The following is a 19,656-nucleotide window of genomic DNA, read 5'->3' as shown; positions in this document are numbered from 1 at the left end:
CATGGAACATGCTATCGCATAGCAGACTTACTTTCACCTCCGCTGTCTGCCGAATGTCGCACTGGATCAGCAAGCGTTCCAGATTGCCTAAGACTCAGAGCGCCTCTCGTTTCTACCGCGCCGCGGCCAGCGTTTCGTCGCGCGGGTTTCCGGCGGGGCTGTCGGGAAGGAGTTTGAAAAGGTGGTGCTCCTGCTGCGGATCCCGGGTGGCAGCGAATGCAAATTCAGTTTGAGTAGTAAGTAGCGAATGCCAGCGGGAATGGGCAAAGCGCCTGAAAGTGCTTCGCAACCTTGCGCACTTCTTCATGCGACAGTCCCATCTCGTTTACGAACGACAACTGAAGCTCTGGAGAGACCTCAGAGAAGAATGCAAATGCTGGCCCACTGTTAGACTTAGCGGCACAAATGTCCGAAATCGCATCAGCAAGTTCAAGAGCGGAAAGCCTCGTACGATGCGGAGCGTTTACAGTTCCGAGAACCATAGGTGCGATTCGCAACTTCATTCATTCCCTTGCTATATTGTAAGTATCTGCGCCTGTTCTTGGCCTGCAAATCACCGTAGGGCTTCTCTTTCAGTAAGGGTCCGCACTACGCAAGAAAACATATTACATGAATGCGCACGGGGCCATAGGGCAGACGCATTGCGATCGAGCGGTCAACGACGCATGAATTGTGGCTCGCAATGAGACTTTCGGCGCTCCACGCATCAGTCGAAACTGGATGATCCATCAGGGCCCCATTAACGCAAAAGCCACTAACGCTCATTAAGGTTGCCGCGGAGTCGTGGAACCAACGAATTGCGATCCCTTCATTCGGAGGTAGCGTTTACGCGGCGCATAAGGATGTGCACCCACTTACGATCGAACAACACCAAGCTGCATTTCCTTAGTCACCCGACGAGGCAAAGCCCCGGTGAATGGCGCTTCAAGACGCGCCCAACAGCGTGGGACACCGACCTTACAAGCTTTTGGATTCTATAGGCTTTGCTGAGAGAAGGCGTGGGACACTGTATCATTAGAAATCAACTACTTACGATCAGGGTTCGTTTCCCCTACGGGCTGCCACTTTTCCTTTGCATTTTGTCTTACAGGTAAGGTTGCGGTTTCCGTTTGCCCAACTACCGAAACGTGCGGATAGCTCAGGACGCGACCGACCACGCCGCCGGGGCGTCCAAGCGAGGTCACGGCCAGCCCCTTCAGTTTACCCCCCACAACTGCACCCCCATTCCCCTCAAACGTGTGGCCGCGACCAAAAAAGTGCGGCTGCCGTGCGAACTTTTCACGTTCTTCGGGGTTCTAGCAGGATAGGCGCGCAAACAGTCGGAGCAACAGTTGGACGATCTCACTTCCATCCGCCGATCCCTGCGCTTCCTGGTCATGATCGCCCTTTTCGTGACGGCCTATTTTGCCAAAGACCTCATCCTTCCGATCCTGCTGGGCTTTCTGCTGGCCCTGACGCTCAGCCCGGTCTCGCGCGGGCTGCACCGGTTGGGGGTGCCGCATGTGGTCTCGGCCTTTCTGCTGGTGCTGTCGACCTCTGCTGTGATCTTTGCAATCCTTGCGGGCACGGCGGGGACGGTCGCGCTCTGGAGCGACGAGATCCCGCGCATGGGCAACGAGATCCAGCAAAAGCTGCGGGGGATGTCGGACGCGGTGGAAAACGTCCGCGATGCCACGGCGGAAGTGGAAAAGATCAGCGGTGAAAAGGACGACCCTCAGGAGGTTGTGGTCAAGCAGCCCTCCCTGATGGACAGTGCTTTCGACACGGTCGCGACGGTCGGCGCCACCCTTGCGGTCACGCTGGTCCTTGCCATTTTCCTGCTGTCCTCGGGGGAGTTGTTCTACCTCAAGCTGGTACAGGCCTTCCCCACGCTCAGCGGTAAGAAACGCGCGCTCACGACCGTGTACAACGTCGAGAGGCGGGTGTCGCGCTACCTGCTTACGATCACCATCATCAACGCGGCTCTCGGGCTCTGCGTGGGCATTTACCTGACGCTGCTCGGGGTGACGAACGGGGCGGTCTGGGGGGTCGCCGCATTCCTGCTGAACTTCCTGCCCTATCTGGGGGGCTTCATCGGTTCCGTGCTTGTGGGGGCCTTTGCCATCGTGCAGTTCGACAACCTCGGCTATGCGCTGCTGGCCCCGTTGGGCTACCAGATCCTCACCGGGGTGGAGGGGAACCTCATCACCCCCTACCTCGTGGGGCGCAGGCTCGCCATGAACACGGTGGCGGTGTTCCTGACCGTGGTCTTCTGGGGCTGGCTCTGGGGGTTGGCGGGGGCGCTGGTGGCGGTGCCCTTCCTCGTGGTGTTCAAGGTCATCTGCGAGAATTTCGAGCCCCTGCACACGGTGGGCATGTTCCTGTCCGGCGAGGATACGGCGGAAACCATCAAGGAAGAACGCCGCGCCCATGACGCGGCATCCCGGGGCTCCTGAGGTCCGGCTAGGCCGGGCAGTGGATGCCGCCCGGCGTTGGCCAGCGTCAACCTGCCAGCGATGGCAGCCAAAGCACGATGGACGGGAATGCGACCAGCAGGGCGATGGTGACGGCGTCCGCGACGAAGAAGGGCATCACCCCGCGGAACACGTCCTGCACACTGAGATCGGGGCGCACCCCGGCCACCACGAAGCAGTTGAGCCCGATCGGCGGGGTGATCAGACAGAACTCCGCCATCTTCACCACGAGAATCCCGAACCAGATCGCGGCCATCGGTCCCGACATGCCAAAGGTACTGTCCGCGGCGCTGACGAATTCGCCGCCGTTCAGGGCCATGACCGCCGGGTAGACCACCGGCAGCGTCAACAGCAGCATCCCGATGGCATCCATGAACATGCCCAGCACCGCATAGGCCAATAGAATGCAGATCAGGATCAGCATGGGCGACACGGCGAGCGATGAGATCCAGTCCGCGAAGGCCCCGGGCAGGTCCGCGAAGCCAAGAAACCGCACGTAGATCAGCACGCCCCAGATGATGGTGAAGATCATCACCGTCAGCTTTGCGGTTTCCAGCAAGGCGTCCTTCAGCTCCGCCCAGCGCATACCCCGGATCAGCGCCATGCAGAACACGATGAAGGCCCCCACGGCACCGCCTTCGGTCGGTGTGCCCCAGGCGTCGCCGAAGGGGTTGTAGACGAAGAAGATGATGATCACGACGACGGCGACGATGGGCAGGGCCGCCGGCAACGAAGCGAAGCGCTGGCCCCAGGTAAAGCCGCGCACCGGGGGGCCCACGTTCTTCCAGATCATGGCGATGCCGATGATCAATATGCCGTAGATGATGGCCGAAAAGGCCCCCGGTATGAACCCGGCAAGCAGCAGCTTGCCCACGTCCTGTTCAACGATGATGGCATAGATCACGAGGATCGCCGACGGCGGGATGAGCGAGGCCAACGTACCGCCCGCGGCAACCACACCGGCTGCGAACTGCTTGTTGTAGCCGATCTGGAGCATTTCCGGGATTGCAATGCGCGCAAACACGGCAGCGGTGGCGACCGAGGCACCGGACACGGCGGCAAAGCCCGCCGTGGCGAACACGGTGGAAACGGCAAGCCCCCCGGGCACCCATGCGAACCAGCGTTTGGCCGCCTCGAAGAGCGCCCGCGTCAGACCCGCGTAATAGGCGAGAAACCCGATGAGGATGAAGGTGGGGATCAGCGACAGGGTCTGGCTCGATACCTTGGAATGGGGCACCTGCCCCGCCGTCTTGATCGCGACCGTCAGCGCCCAGCCGAACTGGTCCCACTCCATTCCCCGCTTGGCCCAGAAGATCCAGATCAGGCCGACGAGCCCGGCCATCGCCGCGGCGAAGGCCACGCGCATGCCAAGCACCACCATGACCAGCATACCGCCAGAGACCCACAGGCCGATTTCAATTGGTTCCATCAGTCGTGTCCATCCAGATGTTCGGCCTCGGCCATGGCCTGTTCGGCGGCGGTTTGTACCAGTGGCACCGCGACAGGGTGCTCAAGCCCCAGCACCATCGCGCGCCCGTAGCCCCAGATTTGCAGCAGCAGGCGCAGGGCAAGCACCGAAAAGGCCACCGGCACCACCAGTTTCGACGGCCAGATGGGCAATCCGATATCGATGGAGCTGTCACGGCTCCACATGGGAACGCTCAGATCGAAGCTGCGGTCGAAATGCGCCCATGATCCCCAGACCAGCGCGACCATCAGCAAGAAGATCAGGATCACGGAAACCAGTTCCGCAGCCCAGAGCGCGCGCCCCCGCAACTGCCCGATGAGGATGTCCATCCGCACATGGCCGCCGTTACGCTGGGTATAGGCGATTCCCATGATCGCGATGAACGGCATCGCCGCCTCGATCCAGTCCACGTAACCGGCAAGGGGGGAGGAGAAAAACTTGCGTCCGCCCACCGACCAGACCGCCAGAACCATCAGCAGGAAGACAGCGATGCCCGAAATCAGGGCGAAGAATGTTTCGAGTTTCAGCAAGACCCGATCCAGCCGACTGAGCAGGCTATCGTCGGTCAGCACGGCGGAGGAACCTGCCATGGTGGTATTCCTTCAAATGTGTCCGGGGAACCGAACGGCGGGGCCGCACCGATGGCACGGCCCCTGAGTGGTTCAGTTGGACATACGCTCTTTTTCCAGCGTTTCCTGAACGAGGTCGTAGAGTTCCTGACCCGGAATGCCTTGGGCTTCCATGTCCTTGATCCATGCCTCGCGTGCAGGATCGGCGGCCTTTTCGCGGAAGGCCGCGATCTCTTCCTCGCTGAATTCGACCTTCTGGACGCCCTTTTCGTCAAGGATGCTGTCCCACTTCTTCAGCAGCTCGCCATAGTTGGCGAGGTAGTGATCCAGCGCCTCGTCGACGGAGCTGTCCAGCGCCGCGCGCTCCTCATCGCTCAGGGCGTTATAGGCGTCGATGTTCACCACCACCGGGCAGTTGACGGTGCCGGGGTTCAGGTTCGCCGTCCACCAATCGGCCTTGTTGATGGTGCCAAAGCTGAGATGCGCGTGCTGGGCGAAGGCCACGGTATCCACGACGCCCGATTCCATCGCGTTATAGGCTTCGGATGAGGTCACGGAGGTCGGCACGGCGCCCACCTTTTCGAATGCCTCGCCCAGACCGCCGGTCGCCCGGACGCGCATGCCTTCCATCTTGGCCAGCGTATCGCGCGGCTCGCCGGTGCCCACCAGATTGTACTGCGGCATCGGCGAGGTCATGAGCATCTTGGCGTTCCACTGCTCCATCTCCTTGGCGACAGCGGGATGCGCATAGACCGCACGGCTGACGGCGACTTCCTCATCGAGGTTCGAAACCCCGAGGAAGGGCAGTTCCAGCACCGTGATCGCCTTGTTCTTGTCCGGGTGGTAGCCCGCGCAGAACTGGGCCATCTCGAAAGCACCGATCGAGATACCGTCGAGGTTCTCGCGGTTCTTGGACAGGCCGCCATAGCTCACGTTCATGGTGAATTCGCCATCGGTCTTTTCAGACACGAGTTCCGCGATCTTTTCGATGTGCTCGGTGAAAGCGCGACGCTTGCCCCAGACCGAAACGTTCCATTCGGTGGCGGCAGCTTCGGTCACGAATGCAAAGCTCAGCGCGCCGAGGGCAGCGCCGTTCATCAGATTTTTCATTACATATCTCCCTAGATGCGGACTGTCCGGCCCGCTTGACGCTACGCTAGCGCGCAACGTCAGGCGTGCCAACCCCCGCAACCTGCCTGCCGTTCGCCAGCGGCCCGGGCGCGCGACCGAAGCCGTGCAGGACCATGGTCGCATGTGCAGGGGGCGCGGCCCGGATACAGCGTCCCCGAAGTAGCTGGCCCCTGCAGCATGTTTGCAGGCTTGCCGTCTGTTTTGACCCGCAATTTTCAAACCCGGGCGGTCAAGATTTACAGCCTTTACAGCAACCCGGAAAAATCTTTACCGGCCCTCGCCGTGCCGCGCCTTGCCGGTTCCCTTCCCTAGGGACCGCGTTATGATCCGCCCAGAGGAGACGGGAGCACAGCGGCAGCGCCGCGACGCCCCGATGAGACGACAGGGAGGAACCGATCATGTCCGACGCCGCTACCAAATCCTATCCGCCTTCGAATGACATGAAGGCCAATGCCCATGTCACCGCGGAGACCTATGACCGGATGTACCGCGCCTCCATCGAGGACCCGGAAGGCTTCTGGCGCGAACAGGGCAGCCGGGTGGACTGGATCAAGCCCTTCACGCAGGTGAAGGACGTCAACTTCAAACTGGGCGAGGTCAAGATCAACTGGTACGCGGACGGTGCGCTCAACGTTTCGGCCAATTGCATCGACCGGCATCTGGACAGCCGCGGCGATCAGACGGCGATCATCTGGGAACCGGACGATCCCAAGGATGACGCGCGCCACATCACCTACCGCGAATTGCACGCCAACACCTGCCGCATGGCCAACATCCTGCGGGATCTGGGCGTCGACAAGGGCGACCGGGTGATCATCTATCTGCCGATGATTCCCGAAGCGGCCTATGCCATGCTGGCCTGCGCCCGGATCGGCGCGATCCATTCCATCGTCTTTGCCGGTTTCTCGCCAGACGCGCTGTCGGCCCGCATCAAGGGGTCCGAGGCGAAGGTGGTCATCACCGCTGATTTCGCCCCCCGCGGCGGCCGGGCCACCCCGCTCAAGGCCAACGCGGACAAGGCGCTCAAGAGCTGCGACGACAGCGTTCAATGCCTCGTGGTGCGGCGCACCGGGGGCGATGTCGAATGGAACGATGCGCGCGATCACGACTACAACGCGCTGGCCGAAAAGGCGGATGCCACCTGCGCACCCGCCGAGATGAACGCCGAGGATCCGCTTTTCATCCTCTATACCTCGGGTTCCACCGGGCAGCCCAAGGGCGTGGTTCACACCAGCGGCGGCTATCTGGTCTATGCGGCAATGACCCATCAGATCACCTTCGATTACCATGATGGCGACATCTACTGGTGCACCGCCGATGTGGGCTGGGTGACGGGGCACAGCTATATCGTTTACGGCCCGCTGGCCAACGGGGCCACGACGCTGATGTTCGAAGGCGTGCCCACCTTCCCCGACGCGAGCCGGTTCTGGCAGGTCTGCGAAAAGCACAAGGTGAACCAGTTCTATACGGCCCCCACGGCGATCCGCGCGTTGATGGGTCAGGGCAATGCCTTCGTCGAAAACTGCGATCTCAGCAGTCTCAAGGTGTTGGGCACCGTGGGTGAGCCGATCAACCCCGAGGCATGGAACTGGTACAATGACGTTGTGGGCAAGGGAAACTGCCCCATCGTCGACACATGGTGGCAGACCGAGACGGGCGGCCACCTGATGACCCCCCTGCCCGGCGCCCATGACACGAAGCCCGGCGCTGCCATGAAGCCCTTCTTCGGCATCGAACCGGTCGTGCTGGAGCCCACCTCCGGCGAGGTGGTGAAAGGCAACCCGGCCGAAGGCGTGCTCTGCATCGCCGACAGCTGGCCGGGCCAGATGCGTACCGTCTGGGGCGATCACGAGCGGTTCGAACAGACCTATTTCTCGGACTACAAGGGCTACTACTTCACCGGCGACGGCTGCCGCCGCGATGCCGATGGCGATTACTGGATCACCGGACGGGTCGACGACGTCATCAACGTTTCCGGCCACCGGATGGGCACGGCAGAGGTCGAAAGCGCGCTGGTGGCGCACAAGAAGGTCGCCGAGGCCGCGGTCGTGGGATACCCGCACAACGTCAAGGGTCAGGGCATCTACTGCTATGTCACCTTGATGAGCGGGGAGGAACCTTCGGAAGAGCTGCGCAAGGAGTTGCGCGACTGGGTGCGCTCGGAGATCGGGCCCATCGCCTCGCCCGATCTGATCCAGTGGGCCCCGGGCCTGCCCAAGACACGCTCCGGCAAGATCATGCGCCGCATCCTGCGCAAGATCGCCGAGGACGATTTCGGCGCGCTGGGGGACACCTCCACCCTCGCCGATCCTTCCGTGGTCGATGACCTGATCGAAAACCGGATGAACCGATAGTCGCACCGCCGCAGGGCGCTCCGGTTGATGGAAAAGGGCACCCCATGGGGTGCCCTTGGCACTTCGTGGTGCTGGTGACGGTGCCTTGAAGGGCAGCGCCCGACCGTGGGTGGGCATTTCCGACCGATATGGATGCCACTTTATGGTGCCTCCATGTCTCCGGCGTTCACAAGGTCATCAGCGGGTGCCAAAACGCCCGCCCAAGGGGCGGTCGGGCGCTGCCCAATAGCGTGACATTAACTGCGCCCCCTTTGAAAATAGCTGAAGAGATGTTCGCTCTTGACCGCTCATACATAAATCGTTTGCTTGCCAAATGAACCCAGCATAAACTTACAGAGCTTTGTTACGGAAAAGGATGTGTGAAACATAACTGGCTATCATTGTAAAAGGTGTTGCTTAAATTTTCCGGTGTTGTGTTCAATTACGGACATGTTTTTGTAAAAATGGAACTGGATATGATTGAAAGCTACGACGACTTACTTAACAATATCGAACAACTCGAGCAGGCAAGGAAAAGTGACGGTCAGGTAAAGGCTCTTTACAACAGCCTTATTGGTCTGGGGTCCGTTTTTCTCCCCTATCTAAATGATGACGGCATCGCTTTCGCCCCGTCACGTTTTATCGGATATAGAAACAACACGGTTCTCGGACATAGCCAATTGGAGGATCGGGACGGGCGAAGAACGAATGTAAGGGTGTCGGAGGTTCTGACCGAACAGTATGGTTTCAGAATAGTAAACAAAGTTGATGATGATGCCGCGTACAACTATCAGGTTTTTTGCAATAAGCTCAGTATCGACCCTCGAAATTCGAGAAAATCTTTCTGGTTGACACCGCCGGTAGAAGAGTGGCTTGAAGCCGATGCTGGGAATAGAATTGCTGCGCTTGAACAAGAGATTTCAAACGATAGTTTACTGCCCGAGACGACCCGTGCGGCGATCGTGAAAGCTCGAGTTGGTCAAGGCCTCTTTCGTAGGCTCGTTCTACAATTATACGGTTGCTGCCTAGTTACTAACATTGAAGAGCCTAAACTTCTCGTTGCCTCACACATCAAGCCTTGGAAGGATTGTCGAAAAAACCCGCAGGAATGTCTCGACCCACACAATGCGCTGCTTCTGTCTCCTACTTGGGATAGGCTTTTCGACCAAGGCTTTGTAAGTTTTTCTGAAAATGGTGAAATGCTTATCTCAGATAATCTGACTAACGATGTGCAAGAGGCGCTTAACGCGAACGTGACTTCGATTAAGCTCACGGAACGACAGTCAAGTTATATGGCTTTCCACCGCCGGCTTCACGGTTCTGAGTAAAGACCTGTTATAGCGATTAAATCTTGTAGGGCCATAACCACTCGTCCAGTCGAAGCCTTTATTAGTCAGGTTGCCCCGTGCCACGTAACTCTGTGAGAGGCCGTGACCTGACCTGAATTGAAAAAGGGCACCCCGCGGGGTGCCCCTTCTCTACTCTTCCAACGCGCGGTCAGTTCGCGATGCGCTGCAGGTTGATTTCACCCACACCCACGGCAAAGTTCACCCCGGTCTGGGTATTCACGCTGATCGGCTGAAGCGCCAGCGTATCTTCGGAACCGCCGACCATGGCGTTGGCCCCAAGGCCCACGCCCAGCGTGGCGCCGGCAGAGACACCACGGTAGGTGCCGTTCAGGCCGCCTTCGCTATATTCCGCTTCGGTCGGGGCGAAAACGAGCCACCCCATCTGGCCGTTCTGCGTTTTGCCGATGTCGATCCCGTAGCGGTTGATCTCGCCTACATATGTCTCATCAGGCAGGCCTTCCTGCACGGGGTTGAAGGTACAGACCAGTTCACGGGTGGACCCGAAGATGAAGCCCGTGCCATCCCCCACGTCACAGGACAGCGAACCGACTTCGACGTGGTCCACCGTTTCATTGTCACTCGCGGCGGTCTGCGCCATGCCGGTGGAGGCGAGCGCGGTGCCCGCCAGCAGTGCGGCGGCGGTGAAGGTCATTTTCGTTTTGTTCGTGATGCTCATTTGATCGTCACTTTCCGGCGCCGGGGCGCCTTTTCTGTTGGTGGCATTCGGGTGCCGAGTTCTCCGGCCCTTGTGCGGGGTCCGGGTCGCGTCAGACAGCCAGCACAGTTCCTTTTGGTCTGTGTTGCCTCTCATCCCCGGGCCAACACGGGCCTCTTGGCGAAGTTCCGGATGTTTCGACTTCGTGAGCGGGCATTGGCGGGCGCCTCGGCGGGCATCCGCCGGCGGCTGCGACGTCGCGGCGCATCCCCCGGATGCTGGACAAATCTGCCGGGGCGTGCGACCGCTCCGACATGGTCGACCGCATGTCCAGCTTCATCCCCCATCCCGATGCGACAGAGGATCTGCGCAGCGCCTTCGGGCGTTACGGAACCGGCGTGACGGTCATTACCACGCAGTCGCCCAAGGGGCCGCTCGGCATGACGGCGAACAGCTTTTCCTCCGTCTCGCTGGACCCGCCGCTGGTGCTGTGGTCGCCCGCGCGGGCGTCAAAGCGGCATGACGCTTTCACCAACACCGACATGTTCTGCATTCACGTTCTCAGCGCCGACCAGCAGGACATGGCCCATCATTTCGCGACCGACGGTCTGGATTTCGATCGGTTCGATTGGCGCGAAGGCCCCAATGGCGCCCCGACGCTGGAGGGATGCCTCGCGACCTTTCACTGCGACACCTATGCCGTGCATCCCGCCGGGGATCATTCGCTGGTGCTCGGCCATGTCCGCTGGGCCGCCACCCACCGCGACGATGCGGCGGGGCTGATGTTCGACCGGGGCCGCTACGGCCAGTTCACGCCGGGGGAATGACCGGCGGCGCAGGGCGCGCCGCCGGGCCCTGCGGGATCAGTAATCCTTTTCGTAGAAGATACCGAGCCGGCTGTCGCCGTCCGATCCCAGCGTGCCACGGGCCGTCAGGTTCGGCGTCAGATCGAGGTTGAGCGAAACCTCCCCCGTTCCGTCCGATGCGGCGGTCACATCCGTATAGACGTTCTCGGAGATATATTTGCCCGCACGCAATGCGGTGGCCCCGTCGTCCGTCGTCGTGATGTCCAGATCGTCCAGCCCGAAACCTTCGCGCAGGTTGGAGATCACGCCGGTCCCGCCCCGGCCTGCCAGCGTGGCAACGGCATTGGCCAGCTGCAACGCCTGAAAGGCAGAGATCTCGGTGATATTGCGCCCGAAGAGCAACTGCGCCAGCACCTCGTCCTGTGGCGCGTCAGGCGTGGATTCAAACCGAACCTGTGGTTCGTTGGCAGGCCCCTCCACGATAATGCGCACCTCGCCGGTGGCGGTATCCGTAGCCGTTACGAAGCGAATGAAGGGCACGAAATCGCCCTGGAACTGGATCGAGCCTTCACGCAGGTTGAAACGCTTGCCGAGAATATCGAGCCGCCCCCGGATGAGGTCGAACCGACCCGAAGAGATGATCCGGTTCGTCGTCCCGGTCAGTCGCAGGGATCCGCCCAGTTCGGCATCGAGCCCCCGGCCCCGGACGAAAATCCGGTTGGGTGCGCTGACCAGCACGTCAAGGCGCAGGCCCGGTCCGGCGGCATCATCCGCCTCCGCATCGCCGCTACCTGCCGCATCCTCGTTCAGCCCCGCCTTGGCACGGGTGATCTCGGCAGCGCGGCTGTCGTTCAGGTGGGTGATCGGCGGGATCTCCCCGATGGAGGTCAGCCCGGTGGAGGGGACCGTGATGTTCGTCTCTCCCACGTTCACCTGCCCTGTGATCGCGGCGCCGCCCGTAAGCGGGCCGGCAATGCGCAGCTGACCGCTCAGCGACGTGCGGTAGAGCCGCGGATCGATCAATACGATGTTCTGCAACCCGATCTGGATGTCGGCAGGCAGCGAACCTGTCAGCGTGATCCCGCCCCCGATCCGCAACTGGCCCCCTTCGGAACCGCGCGCGGACAGGTCGATCTGCGCACGGTTGTTGCCGAGCCTCACCGACCCCGCGATGCCCTCCAGCGCGATCCGCAGGTTGGGGGCCGTCAGACTGGCATCTGAAGTCTGGATCGTACCCGAAAGCGAGCCGAGTTCCGGCGGACCGTTGAGCGACAGGTCGAACCGGGCGAGGCCCTGAAGGCTGCGCGGTTCGATGAAGGGATTGGCCAGCCCCAGCGGCGCGGACCCGTCGATATCGAGCGCGAGCGTTCCGTCAGGGTTCACCAGCCCCGCGATCCGCGCCTGCGTGCCTGAGGGGCCGGTGGCATCGGTATCGATGCGCCACGCCTCCCCCTGCCGCCGCGCGGTGCCATTGACGGAAAGCGGGCCAGAGATCTCATCCACGAAGACGCCGACATTGGGCAGCGATACGTCGAAGGACACGGCGGCCGATGGCCCGGTCACCACCCCCTCGATCGCGGCGCGGGCGGAATAGGGGCCGCTTACGTTGGTGTCCACGGCGATGCCTGCCGGGGTTTGCCGCAGGGTGCCGGTGGCATTCAGCGGCCCGTTCACCTGCGGCACCAGCGGCTGCACGTTGGGCACCGAGACATCGAATGTCAGCGACATGTTGGGGCCGGTGGCCACGCCTTCCACCGCGGCGCGCGCGCCATACGGCCCATTGGCGACCGTGTCGACGACGATGCCGCGCGGGGTCTGACGGACCGTGCCGCTGGCGTTCAGCGGCCCGTTCACCTGCGGCACCAGCGGATGGAGGTTGGGCACCGAAACGTCGAAGGCAAGGTTCATGTCAGGCCCCGTCGCCAGACCGGAAACGCTGGCCTGCGCGCCGTATGGCCCGGAAAGCTCCGTATCCACCACGATCCCCTCGGGGCTTTGCGCGACTGTGCCGGTCGCTTCCAACGCGCCGGAAAGCTGCGGCACGAAAGGTTTGACGTCCGGCACCGTCAGCGCGAATTCAAGCGACATGTCGGGGCCGGTGGCCAGCCCTTCGACCATGGCACGGGCGCCATAGGGCCCGCTGGCGCGGGTGTCGATGACGAACCCCTGTGGCGTCTGATGCAGGGTACCTTCGGCGAGCAGTGCCCCCCGGACGCTTGGCACGAATTGTTCGACCTGCGGCACGGCCAGTTCGAATTCGATCGGGTTCCCCTCCCCGTCCGCCACCCCGGACGCGGTGGCGCGCACGCCGTAGGGGCCGGTGGCATCGACCTCGACGGCAAGGCCCTTGTCGGTCTGGCGGATATCACCCGTCGCGTTCACGGCGCCCTCGACGCTCGGAACGAAAGGCTGGATGTCCGGAATACTCACGTCAAATTCCAGCGCCATGTTCGGGCCGGTGGCGATGCCTTGCACCATGGCGCGGGCCTCTTCCGGCCCTTCGGCCTTGACCGAAACGGCAAGGCCGCCCTCGGCCTGCCGCACCGATCCCGCCGCGGTGAGGGGGCCGGAAACATTGGGGACAAGCGGCTGCAGATCAGGCATGGCGACGTCGAACCTCACGGCAAGGTCGGGGCCGGTCACCGTTCCCTCGACCGTAGCGGTCGACTCGTAGGGGCCGGCGGCGTCCATATCGACGACAAGCCCGGTTTCCCCCTGGCTGAGGTTGCCCTGAAGCGAAAGCGGCCCTTCGACCGAGGGCACCAAGGGCTGCACATCCGGCAGGCGGACATCGAAATCAAGCGACAGGCGCGGGCCGGTGGCGATGCCCTCGACCATGGCGCGCAGATCATAGGGGCCGTCCGCAGTGACATCGACGGCGATGCCTTCCTGCGTCTGCGTAACGGTGCCCGACGCGTTCAGGCCGCCCTCGGCAATCTGGGGAACATAGGGCGCGAGGCGCGGCACCGCGAGGTCGAAGGCGATGTCCAGCTTCGGGGTCACCAGACCCTCGACGCTGGCGCGGATATCGTCCGGGCCGTCGATGACAGTCTCCAGCCGGAAGCCGTCCTCGGTCTGGCGCAGGGTGCCGTCGGCCTCCAGCGGGCCGGTTGCCTGCGGAACGAAAGGCTGCATGTCGGGCACGTCGGCGGCAAAGGTCAGCAGCGCATTAGGGCCGGTCGCAAGCCCGTTGACGGTGATCCGGCTTTCATAGGGTCCTTCCACATCGGCGGCCACGGTCCAGCCGCGCGCATCCTGCGTGGCATCCACGGTTGCGGCAACTGCGCCGGTATATTGCGGCGCCACGCGCGCAATATCGTCGAGCCGGAACGATACGTTCGCCCGGCTGTCGTTGCTGCGCAGTTCCACCGATCCCGACAGGTTGATCGCCTCGTTTTCCAGCACGAGGTCCCGCAGGTAGGTGCCAGTTTCGTTGCGGCGCGCCTGCAGGCTCAGTTCGGTGCGCCCGCCCAGAACCGCATCCGCCTGCTCGATCCCCAGCGACAGGTCCTGCGTGCTGCCCGCGACGGCAAGGTCGAACATCCCGCTCAGCGGGGTGACGGTGCCCTTGAGCGCCAGCGCGGTCTGCCCGTCGAGGTCCTGCCCCGCAAGAGCGGAGAACCGCGACAGATTAGACGCCTTCAGCGTCGCGTCGAGCCGGGTCAGGAACCCCTGATCAAAACCGTTGACCACCGCCTGCCCGGTCAGCCCGTAATCGGCCCCCGACAGGTCCAGCCCCGAAATGCGCAGCGGCGAGCCTTCGATATAGTTGATCTCTGCCGCGCCGGAAATCGCGCTGCCCACCGCTTCGGAAACCGCGGGATCGGTAAACTCCATCCCCTGGGTGGCAAAGGTGAGGTCACCTAGGAATTGACCGACAGACCCGAGTTCGCCCTGCAGGGTGCCGACAAGCTCCAGTTCCGTGTCCTCGATCTTGACGCCGGTGGTTTCCAGCGCCCGGATATCGAAACGACCGTCGAAGGCTTCCCCATCGGCGGCATCATAATTCACGTCGAGCCCCACGCGTTGCACGGTGGTGGCTTCCCCGGAAACCGGCAGCAGCACCCGGGTGCCATCCGCGTTCTCGACCACGCCCTCGATGTCGATGAAGGTCGGCCATTTTTCCTGGTTGAGGTTCACCCGGCCCGCGAGCTTCGCGGCCTGCGTGTCCAGCGCGAAGGACGAAACCTCGATCGCGCCATTGCCTTCCAGCAGCGCATCGATCGTCAGCTTCACGTCTTCGCCAAAGAATTCGCGGTAGCGCGGGGCCAGCAGCGCCGTGATGTCGCCGCCGATATCGGCCTGTATGCGGCGGTCCGGCATGTCGGAGGCGCGGCGCGGGGTCTGGGTGCCCAGCACGATCTGCCCCGCCAGCCGCTCGGTATCGTCGGTGGCGATCACCACCTGCGTTTCCAGCGCGTCAACTGGGCCGGAGCCCTCTACCGTCAGGCTCACCGAAGGCTGATCCGGAATATTCAGCAGACGGGCCGCGATGCCCTCCTCCTCTTCCTCAAGCTTCAGCAGCAGGTCGAGAATGCCTTCGGAGCGCTGGTAATCCGCGCTGATCTCGAAGACGCCCCGTTTGTCATCCGTCCGCTGTGCGAGAAAGGCAAGGCGCGCCACGTCATCCGTCAATCGGGCATCGGCGGTCACGGAAAGCTGGGCCTCTTCACCGAGGATGGGCGCGCCGAGGTTGATCTCTTCCACCCCGAAGTCCGCAATCTCGATAGAGACGGGCAGATCCGGCAGGCTGAAGGGCTGGGCCTCGGCTTCGGGCAAGTCGTTGCCCTGCGATACGGGCAGCCGCGGCAGGTCGAGCCGCTGGGCGGTCAGGCTTTCGACTTCCAGCCGCCCGCGCAGCAAGGCGGACCGGTTCCAGTCCAGCACCACGTCCGTCAGCGTCAGCCAGATGCCTTCGTCATCCGCGATGGTCATCTGATCGAACGAGGCCTGCGAACTGAGCGCGCCGCGGAACCCGTCGATGGACACCGTGCGCCCCGAACCGCTCAGCGCGTTCTGGATTGCATTGGTCAGAAACCCTTTGTCATCGTCCTGCGCCATGGCCGGGGCCAGACCCAGTGTCAGCAGGAAAACGATCGTCGACAGGAACCGCGAAACATGCATCAGAAGGACTGCCCTATGCCGATATAAACCTGAAAATTCTCATCCGTCGCGGGGCCGGAGGTCGGCACCGCCACATCCAGCCGGATGGGGCCGATGCCGGTGGCATACCGCAGACCGATCCCCCCGCCCGAATGCCATTCGCCGCTGCCGTCATAGAATTCTTCGGCGCCGACATAGCCGCCGTCCACGAATCCCACGAGGCCAATGGCCTCCGTCACGGTAAAGCGCGCCTCAGCCGACAGGCCGACAAAGCTGCGCCCGCCTACGATGTTACCCCCGCCGAGGTTGACGCCGAGGCTCTGGTAGGGCTGGCCGCGCACCGTTCCCCCGCCGCCGGAGTAGAAAAGGTAATCCGCCGGCGCGTCCCTGAGGTCCGGACCATAGACGGAGCCGAGTTGCCCGCGCAGCGCGAAGGTCACGGGGCGCTCGGTGCCGAATGTCTTGTAGCCGCGCAGATCCGCGTAGCTGCGCAGACCGTTGTCTGCCCCGCGCAGCGCGATGAAGGGGGTCAGCGCGACCCTGGCGAAATAGCCGTCCTTCGCGTCCAGCCGGTCGTCGCGATAATCGAATTCCGCGCTCAGGGGCAGGGTCAGGAGCGTGTAGCGGTTGGTTCCGAAGGCATCCCGCGTCTCCGCGGTGCGCAGCCCCACGCCCAGCGTATAGGTCCGGTTTTCATTGGCGATCCTTTCGATCCCCGCCTCCAGATCGAGCTGGCGGGAGAAGAAGTTCACCTCGTCCAGCTGCTCCAGTTCGGCCAGCGCATAGAAATCGGTATCCTCGTTGAACGTCGCGGGCCGTTCGAACCGGGCGGTAAGCCGGTAGTCGGTCCCGCCCGAATTGCCGCCGATGCCCGAAACCTCGGCCTCCAGCCGCAGACGCTCCGCCCCGCCCAGAAGGTTGCGATGCAGCCAGAACGTGCTGAGCGCGAGCCCCTCGACAGTGGACACCTCCGCGCCGAAGCCGAAGCGGCGGGGCGGTGCCTCCGTCACCTGCGCGGTGATCGGCAGGGTCGCGTCAGGGCCGATCTGCTCCGCCTCGATCAGGGCGACGGCGCTGAAGGCGCGGGTGCGGCGCAGGCGGCGGGTCGCAAGTTCCAGCTCTTCAGGCGAAAACACCTCTCCCGTGGGGAGGCCCGCGATCTCCAGAATACGCTCGGTCCGGACGGCGCGGTTGCCGGTGACGGTCAGCGGGCCGAAGCGCAGGCGCGGCCCCGGGGCCAGCAGTAGGTCCGCATCGACCGCGCGGGCCTCGTGCCGCGCGGTCAGTTCCTGATTGGCCAGTTCGGCCTTGGCGTGGCCCTGATCGCGCCAGCCGCTGACCCCGGCGGCGACCGTATCCTTGAGCACGCCGAGGCTGGCGGTGGCCCCTGTCGCGAATTCCTCGGGCATTTCCGTGCCCGGGGCCACGGGCGCGATGCGCGTCCGGCCAAAGCGGAACTTCGGCCCGGTGTTCACGGCAATGACCAACTGGCGGATTTCACGCGGCGGATCGACCGGCGGAATGGCCGCGGCATCGATCCCGTCCAGCGTGATGGTCAGCGCGGGGCCGAAATAGCCTTCGTCGTAAAGGACGGTCAACAGGCGCTTGTAGTCCGCCTGCGCGGCTGCCAGCAGTTCCTGATTGCTGGGGTCGGCGTCTTCGGCGGTCAGTTCCACCAAAAGGGAGCCTCCGGCCAGCGTGCGATAAAGATCGGTGTCCTCGGGCACGCCCGTGATGCGCAACTCCGCCGCATGACCCGCGCCCGCCACGGCAAGGCACAAGGCCATCAGCCCCGCGCGCATGGTTCCACCGATACCGGATATCTTTCGCATCACGCGGCCTCTCCCCCCGTCCATGTTACGTCGACCTTCCCTGTCGGGCCTCCGCGCCGGACTTATTGCTCTTCATCATCGTGACAATTGAATAGGAACCTAAAGGAATTCGCCCGTCGCCCGCAATCCGAGACTGGGGCCTTTGCCCGGGGGCGGGCCAAAATTGCGGCCACGTTTCAGTGATCTCACGCTCCGCTCGCCCCAGCTTGGCGGGTTCCTGCCGAGGCATTACCGGCGATTCCCGCAAGGCGAGTGTTCGCGCGTCGGCGCGGCGCTTCGTGATACTGAAAGAGAGTGAAAGTGGTGCGGTCGGAGAGACTCGAACTCTCACGGGTGTTACCCCACAGCGACCTCAACGCTGCGCGTCTACCATTCCGCCACGACCGCACGCCATGGATGGTAGGCGGGGGTTTAGCCAAACTCAGAAGGGTTGTGAAGTGCAAAAGAGCAGCCTTTTTTCACCGTGTGCGATCCGCCCCCTCCCCACGCGGCCTTATCGGTGTGAACGCCTCCTCGGGCTTGAAAAATCCTGCTTCGGGCCTGATCTTTGAACCAACCCACGCCAGGAGAGAGACATGACCGACCAGACAGCGCAACAGAACGGCCCCATCGTTCAGGTGGACATCGTATCCGACGTCATGTGCCCCTGGTGCATCGTCGGTTTTCGCCAGTTGGAACAGGCCCTCGGCATGACCGGTACGGGTGCCTACATCCGCTGGCATCCGTTCGAGTTGAACCCCAACATGCCGCCAGAGGGGCAGAACCTGTCCGAACATATCATGGAAAAATACGGCAGCACGCCGGAGCAGAGCGCGCAGAACCGCGCCTATCTGCAGGAACTGGGCGCCTCGCTGGGCATCGAATTCCGGTATGATGCCGACAGCCGCATCGTGAACAGCTTCGAGGCGCATCAGTTGCTCGACTGGGCGGTGAGCAAGAGCAAGCAGCATCCCCTGATGATGGCCCTCTTCGAGGCGCATTTCACCGCAGGTCGCGATGTCTCCGACCGCGAGGTGCTGATCGACGTCGCGCAGAGCGTGGGCCTTGATGCCGAAGAAGCGCGCGAGGTGCTGGAAAGCGGCAGCCAGGCCCAGGACACCCGCGCACGGGAAAATTTCTGGACCTCCCGGGGGATTTCCGGTGTCCCCTCCATGGTCTTTGACGGCAAGTATCTGTTGACCGGGGCGCAGGGGGCGGACACCTATGCGCAGATGCTGCGCAAGGTCGTCGCAGAGAAAGAGGCCGCCTGACGCAACCGCGCCCGGGCCGCAACAGGGCGAACGCAATGGTCGAATGGATCACCAGCGACGGGCTGACCGACTACCGCACCGCCGAGGCGTGGATGGAGGCGCGGGCGGAGGCGATTGCTGCGGGCGAGGCATCCGAGTGTATCTGGCTTCTGGAGCATCCGCCGCTCTATACCGCAGGCACCTCCGCCCGCGTGGAGGACCTGCGCGATCCGCAGCGTTTCAATGTCTATCCCACCAAGCGCGGCGGACAATATACCTACCACGGTCCCGGGCAGCGCGTGGCCTATGTGATGCTCAACGTGGGCGCACGCGGGCGTGACGTGCGCGCATTTGTCCAGCAACTGGAACACTGGGTGATCGAGACGCTCGCCACCTTCAACCTGCGCGGCGAGATCCGCGAGGGCCGTGTGGGCGTCTGGGTGGAACGGCCCGACAGGCCGCGCGGGCCGGACGGCGCGGTGGCCGAAGACAAGATCGCCGCCATCGGCATCCGCCTGCGCCGCTGGGTCAGCTTTCACGGAATCAGCCTGAACGTCGAACCCGATCTTGCGCATTTCGATGGCATCGTGCCCTGCGGCATCACGCGCCACGGGGTCACCTCGCTGGTCGATCTGGGCCTGCCGGTGACGATGGCGGATGTAGACGTTGCGCTGCGCGCGACCTTCGAACAGGTCTTCGGCGATGCCGTGCGCCCTGCCCCGCAGCGG

General features: G+C 63.0%; 12 protein-coding genes and 1 tRNA gene. 6 read left to right on the top strand and 7 right to left on the bottom strand.

Going from position 1 to position 19,656, the window contains the following annotated elements; translation table 11 throughout:
* Window positions 1-1,331: 1,331 nt before the first annotated feature.
* Window positions 1,332-2,435 carry an AI-2E family transporter gene (locus tag A3728_RS15265; protein ID WP_236628150.1) on the top strand — a complete coding sequence of 368 codons (1,104 nt, stop codon included), beginning with the start codon at window positions 1,332-1,334 and terminating at the stop codon, window positions 2,433-2,435.
* Window positions 2,436-2,481: 46 nt separating this feature from the next.
* Here A3728_RS15265 and A3728_RS15260 read toward each other — a convergent pair whose 3' ends face one another.
* From A3728_RS15260 to A3728_RS15250, 3 genes are all read right to left on the bottom strand, one after another.
* Complete coding sequence (locus tag A3728_RS15260; protein ID WP_067925449.1) at window positions 2,482-3,882, bottom strand: TRAP transporter large permease; 1,401 nt, start codon at window positions 3,880-3,882, stop codon at window positions 2,482-2,484.
* The gene (locus A3728_RS15255; protein ID WP_067925446.1) at window positions 3,882-4,511 is read right to left on the bottom strand and encodes a TRAP transporter small permease subunit; all 630 of its coding nucleotides are present in this window, start codon (window positions 4,509-4,511) and stop codon (window positions 3,882-3,884) included. The genes A3728_RS15260 and A3728_RS15255 overlap by 1 nt, the downstream gene beginning before the upstream one ends.
* Window positions 4,512-4,583: 72 nt before the next feature.
* Window positions 4,584-5,600, bottom strand: a complete 1,017-nt coding sequence (locus A3728_RS15250; RefSeq protein ID WP_067925442.1) for a C4-dicarboxylate TRAP transporter substrate-binding protein — start codon at window positions 5,598-5,600, stop codon at window positions 4,584-4,586.
* 419 nt (window positions 5,601-6,019) lie between these two features.
* Here A3728_RS15250 and acs point away from each other — a divergent pair, with 419 nt between their 5' ends.
* Entirely contained in the window at window positions 6,020-7,975 is a 1,956-nt protein-coding gene (gene acs, locus A3728_RS15245; RefSeq protein ID WP_067925439.1) for an acetate--CoA ligase, read from the top strand.
* Window positions 7,976-8,430: 455 nt separating this feature from the next.
* A complete protein-coding gene (locus A3728_RS15240) occupies window positions 8,431-9,282 on the top strand; it encodes an HNH endonuclease (protein ID WP_161487195.1) in 852 nt (283 codons plus the stop codon).
* Window positions 9,283-9,451: 169 nt separating this feature from the next.
* Here the strand turns inward: A3728_RS15240 and A3728_RS15235 are convergent, their stop codons facing one another.
* Window positions 9,452-9,979, bottom strand: a complete 528-nt coding sequence (locus tag A3728_RS15235) for a DUF992 domain-containing protein (RefSeq protein WP_082850918.1) — start codon at window positions 9,977-9,979, stop codon at window positions 9,452-9,454.
* Between the two features lie 293 nt (window positions 9,980-10,272).
* Here A3728_RS15235 and A3728_RS15230 point away from each other — a divergent pair, with 293 nt between their 5' ends.
* Window positions 10,273-10,785, top strand: coding sequence for a flavin reductase family protein (locus A3728_RS15230; protein WP_067925476.1), 513 nt, complete (start codon window positions 10,273-10,275; stop codon window positions 10,783-10,785).
* A 36-nt stretch (window positions 10,786-10,821) separates the two neighbouring features.
* Here the strand turns inward: A3728_RS15230 and A3728_RS15225 are convergent, their stop codons facing one another.
* The 3 genes from A3728_RS15225 to A3728_RS15215 form a co-directional block, all read right to left on the bottom strand.
* The gene (locus tag A3728_RS15225) at window positions 10,822-15,888 is read right to left on the bottom strand and encodes a translocation/assembly module TamB domain-containing protein (protein ID WP_067925433.1); all 5,067 of its coding nucleotides are present in this window, start codon (window positions 15,886-15,888) and stop codon (window positions 10,822-10,824) included.
* Complete coding sequence (locus A3728_RS15220) at window positions 15,888-17,669, bottom strand: autotransporter assembly complex protein TamA (protein WP_067925430.1); 1,782 nt, start codon at window positions 17,667-17,669, stop codon at window positions 15,888-15,890. Before A3728_RS15220 ends, A3728_RS15225 begins: the two co-directional genes overlap by 1 nt.
* Window positions 17,670-18,000: 331 nt before the next feature.
* A tRNA-Leu gene (locus A3728_RS15215) sits at window positions 18,001-18,086 on the bottom strand.
* 188 nt (window positions 18,087-18,274) lie between these two features.
* Between A3728_RS15215 and A3728_RS15210 the strand changes: the two genes are divergently transcribed.
* The gene (locus tag A3728_RS15210) at window positions 18,275-18,949 is read left to right on the top strand and encodes a DsbA family oxidoreductase (RefSeq protein ID WP_067925427.1); all 675 of its coding nucleotides are present in this window, start codon (window positions 18,275-18,277) and stop codon (window positions 18,947-18,949) included.
* The coding region (gene lipB, locus A3728_RS15205) for a lipoyl(octanoyl) transferase LipB (RefSeq protein ID WP_269084903.1) at window positions 18,946-19,656 on the top strand (711 nt) is incomplete at its 3' end. The genes A3728_RS15210 and lipB, both read left to right, overlap by 4 nt.

The organism is Sulfitobacter sp. HI0040 (genome assembly GCF_001634885.1).
Classification (GTDB): domain Bacteria; phylum Pseudomonadota; class Alphaproteobacteria; order Rhodobacterales; family Rhodobacteraceae; genus Sulfitobacter.
Note: the sequence above shows the minus strand (reverse complement) of the source record. Positions and strands in the feature narration are given on the sequence as shown.

Excerpts from the sequence above, each read along its gene's own strand:
- A3728_RS15260 (WP_067925449.1), bottom strand. The coding sequence starts at position 3,882 with ATGGAACCAATTGAAATCGGCCTGTGGGTCTCTGGCGGTATGCTGGTC.
- A3728_RS15255 (WP_067925446.1), bottom strand. The coding sequence starts at position 4,511 with ATGGCAGGTTCCTCCGCCGTGCTGACCGACGATAGCCTGCTCAGTCGG.
- A3728_RS15250 (WP_067925442.1), bottom strand. The coding sequence starts at position 5,600 with ATGAAAAATCTGATGAACGGCGCTGCCCTCGGCGCGCTGAGCTTTGCA.
- acs (WP_067925439.1), top strand. The coding sequence starts at position 6,020 with ATGTCCGACGCCGCTACCAAATCCTATCCGCCTTCGAATGACATGAAG.
- A3728_RS15240 (WP_161487195.1), top strand. The coding sequence starts at position 8,431 with ATGATTGAAAGCTACGACGACTTACTTAACAATATCGAACAACTCGAG.
- A3728_RS15235 (WP_082850918.1), bottom strand. The coding sequence starts at position 9,979 with ATGAGCATCACGAACAAAACGAAAATGACCTTCACCGCCGCCGCACTG.
- A3728_RS15230 (WP_067925476.1), top strand. The coding sequence starts at position 10,273 with ATGGTCGACCGCATGTCCAGCTTCATCCCCCATCCCGATGCGACAGAG.
- A3728_RS15225 (WP_067925433.1), bottom strand. The coding sequence starts at position 15,888 with ATGCATGTTTCGCGGTTCCTGTCGACGATCGTTTTCCTGCTGACACTG.
- A3728_RS15220 (WP_067925430.1), bottom strand. The coding sequence starts at position 17,669 with ATGCGCGCGGGGCTGATGGCCTTGTGCCTTGCCGTGGCGGGCGCGGGT.
- A3728_RS15210 (WP_067925427.1), top strand. The coding sequence starts at position 18,275 with ATGACCGACCAGACAGCGCAACAGAACGGCCCCATCGTTCAGGTGGAC.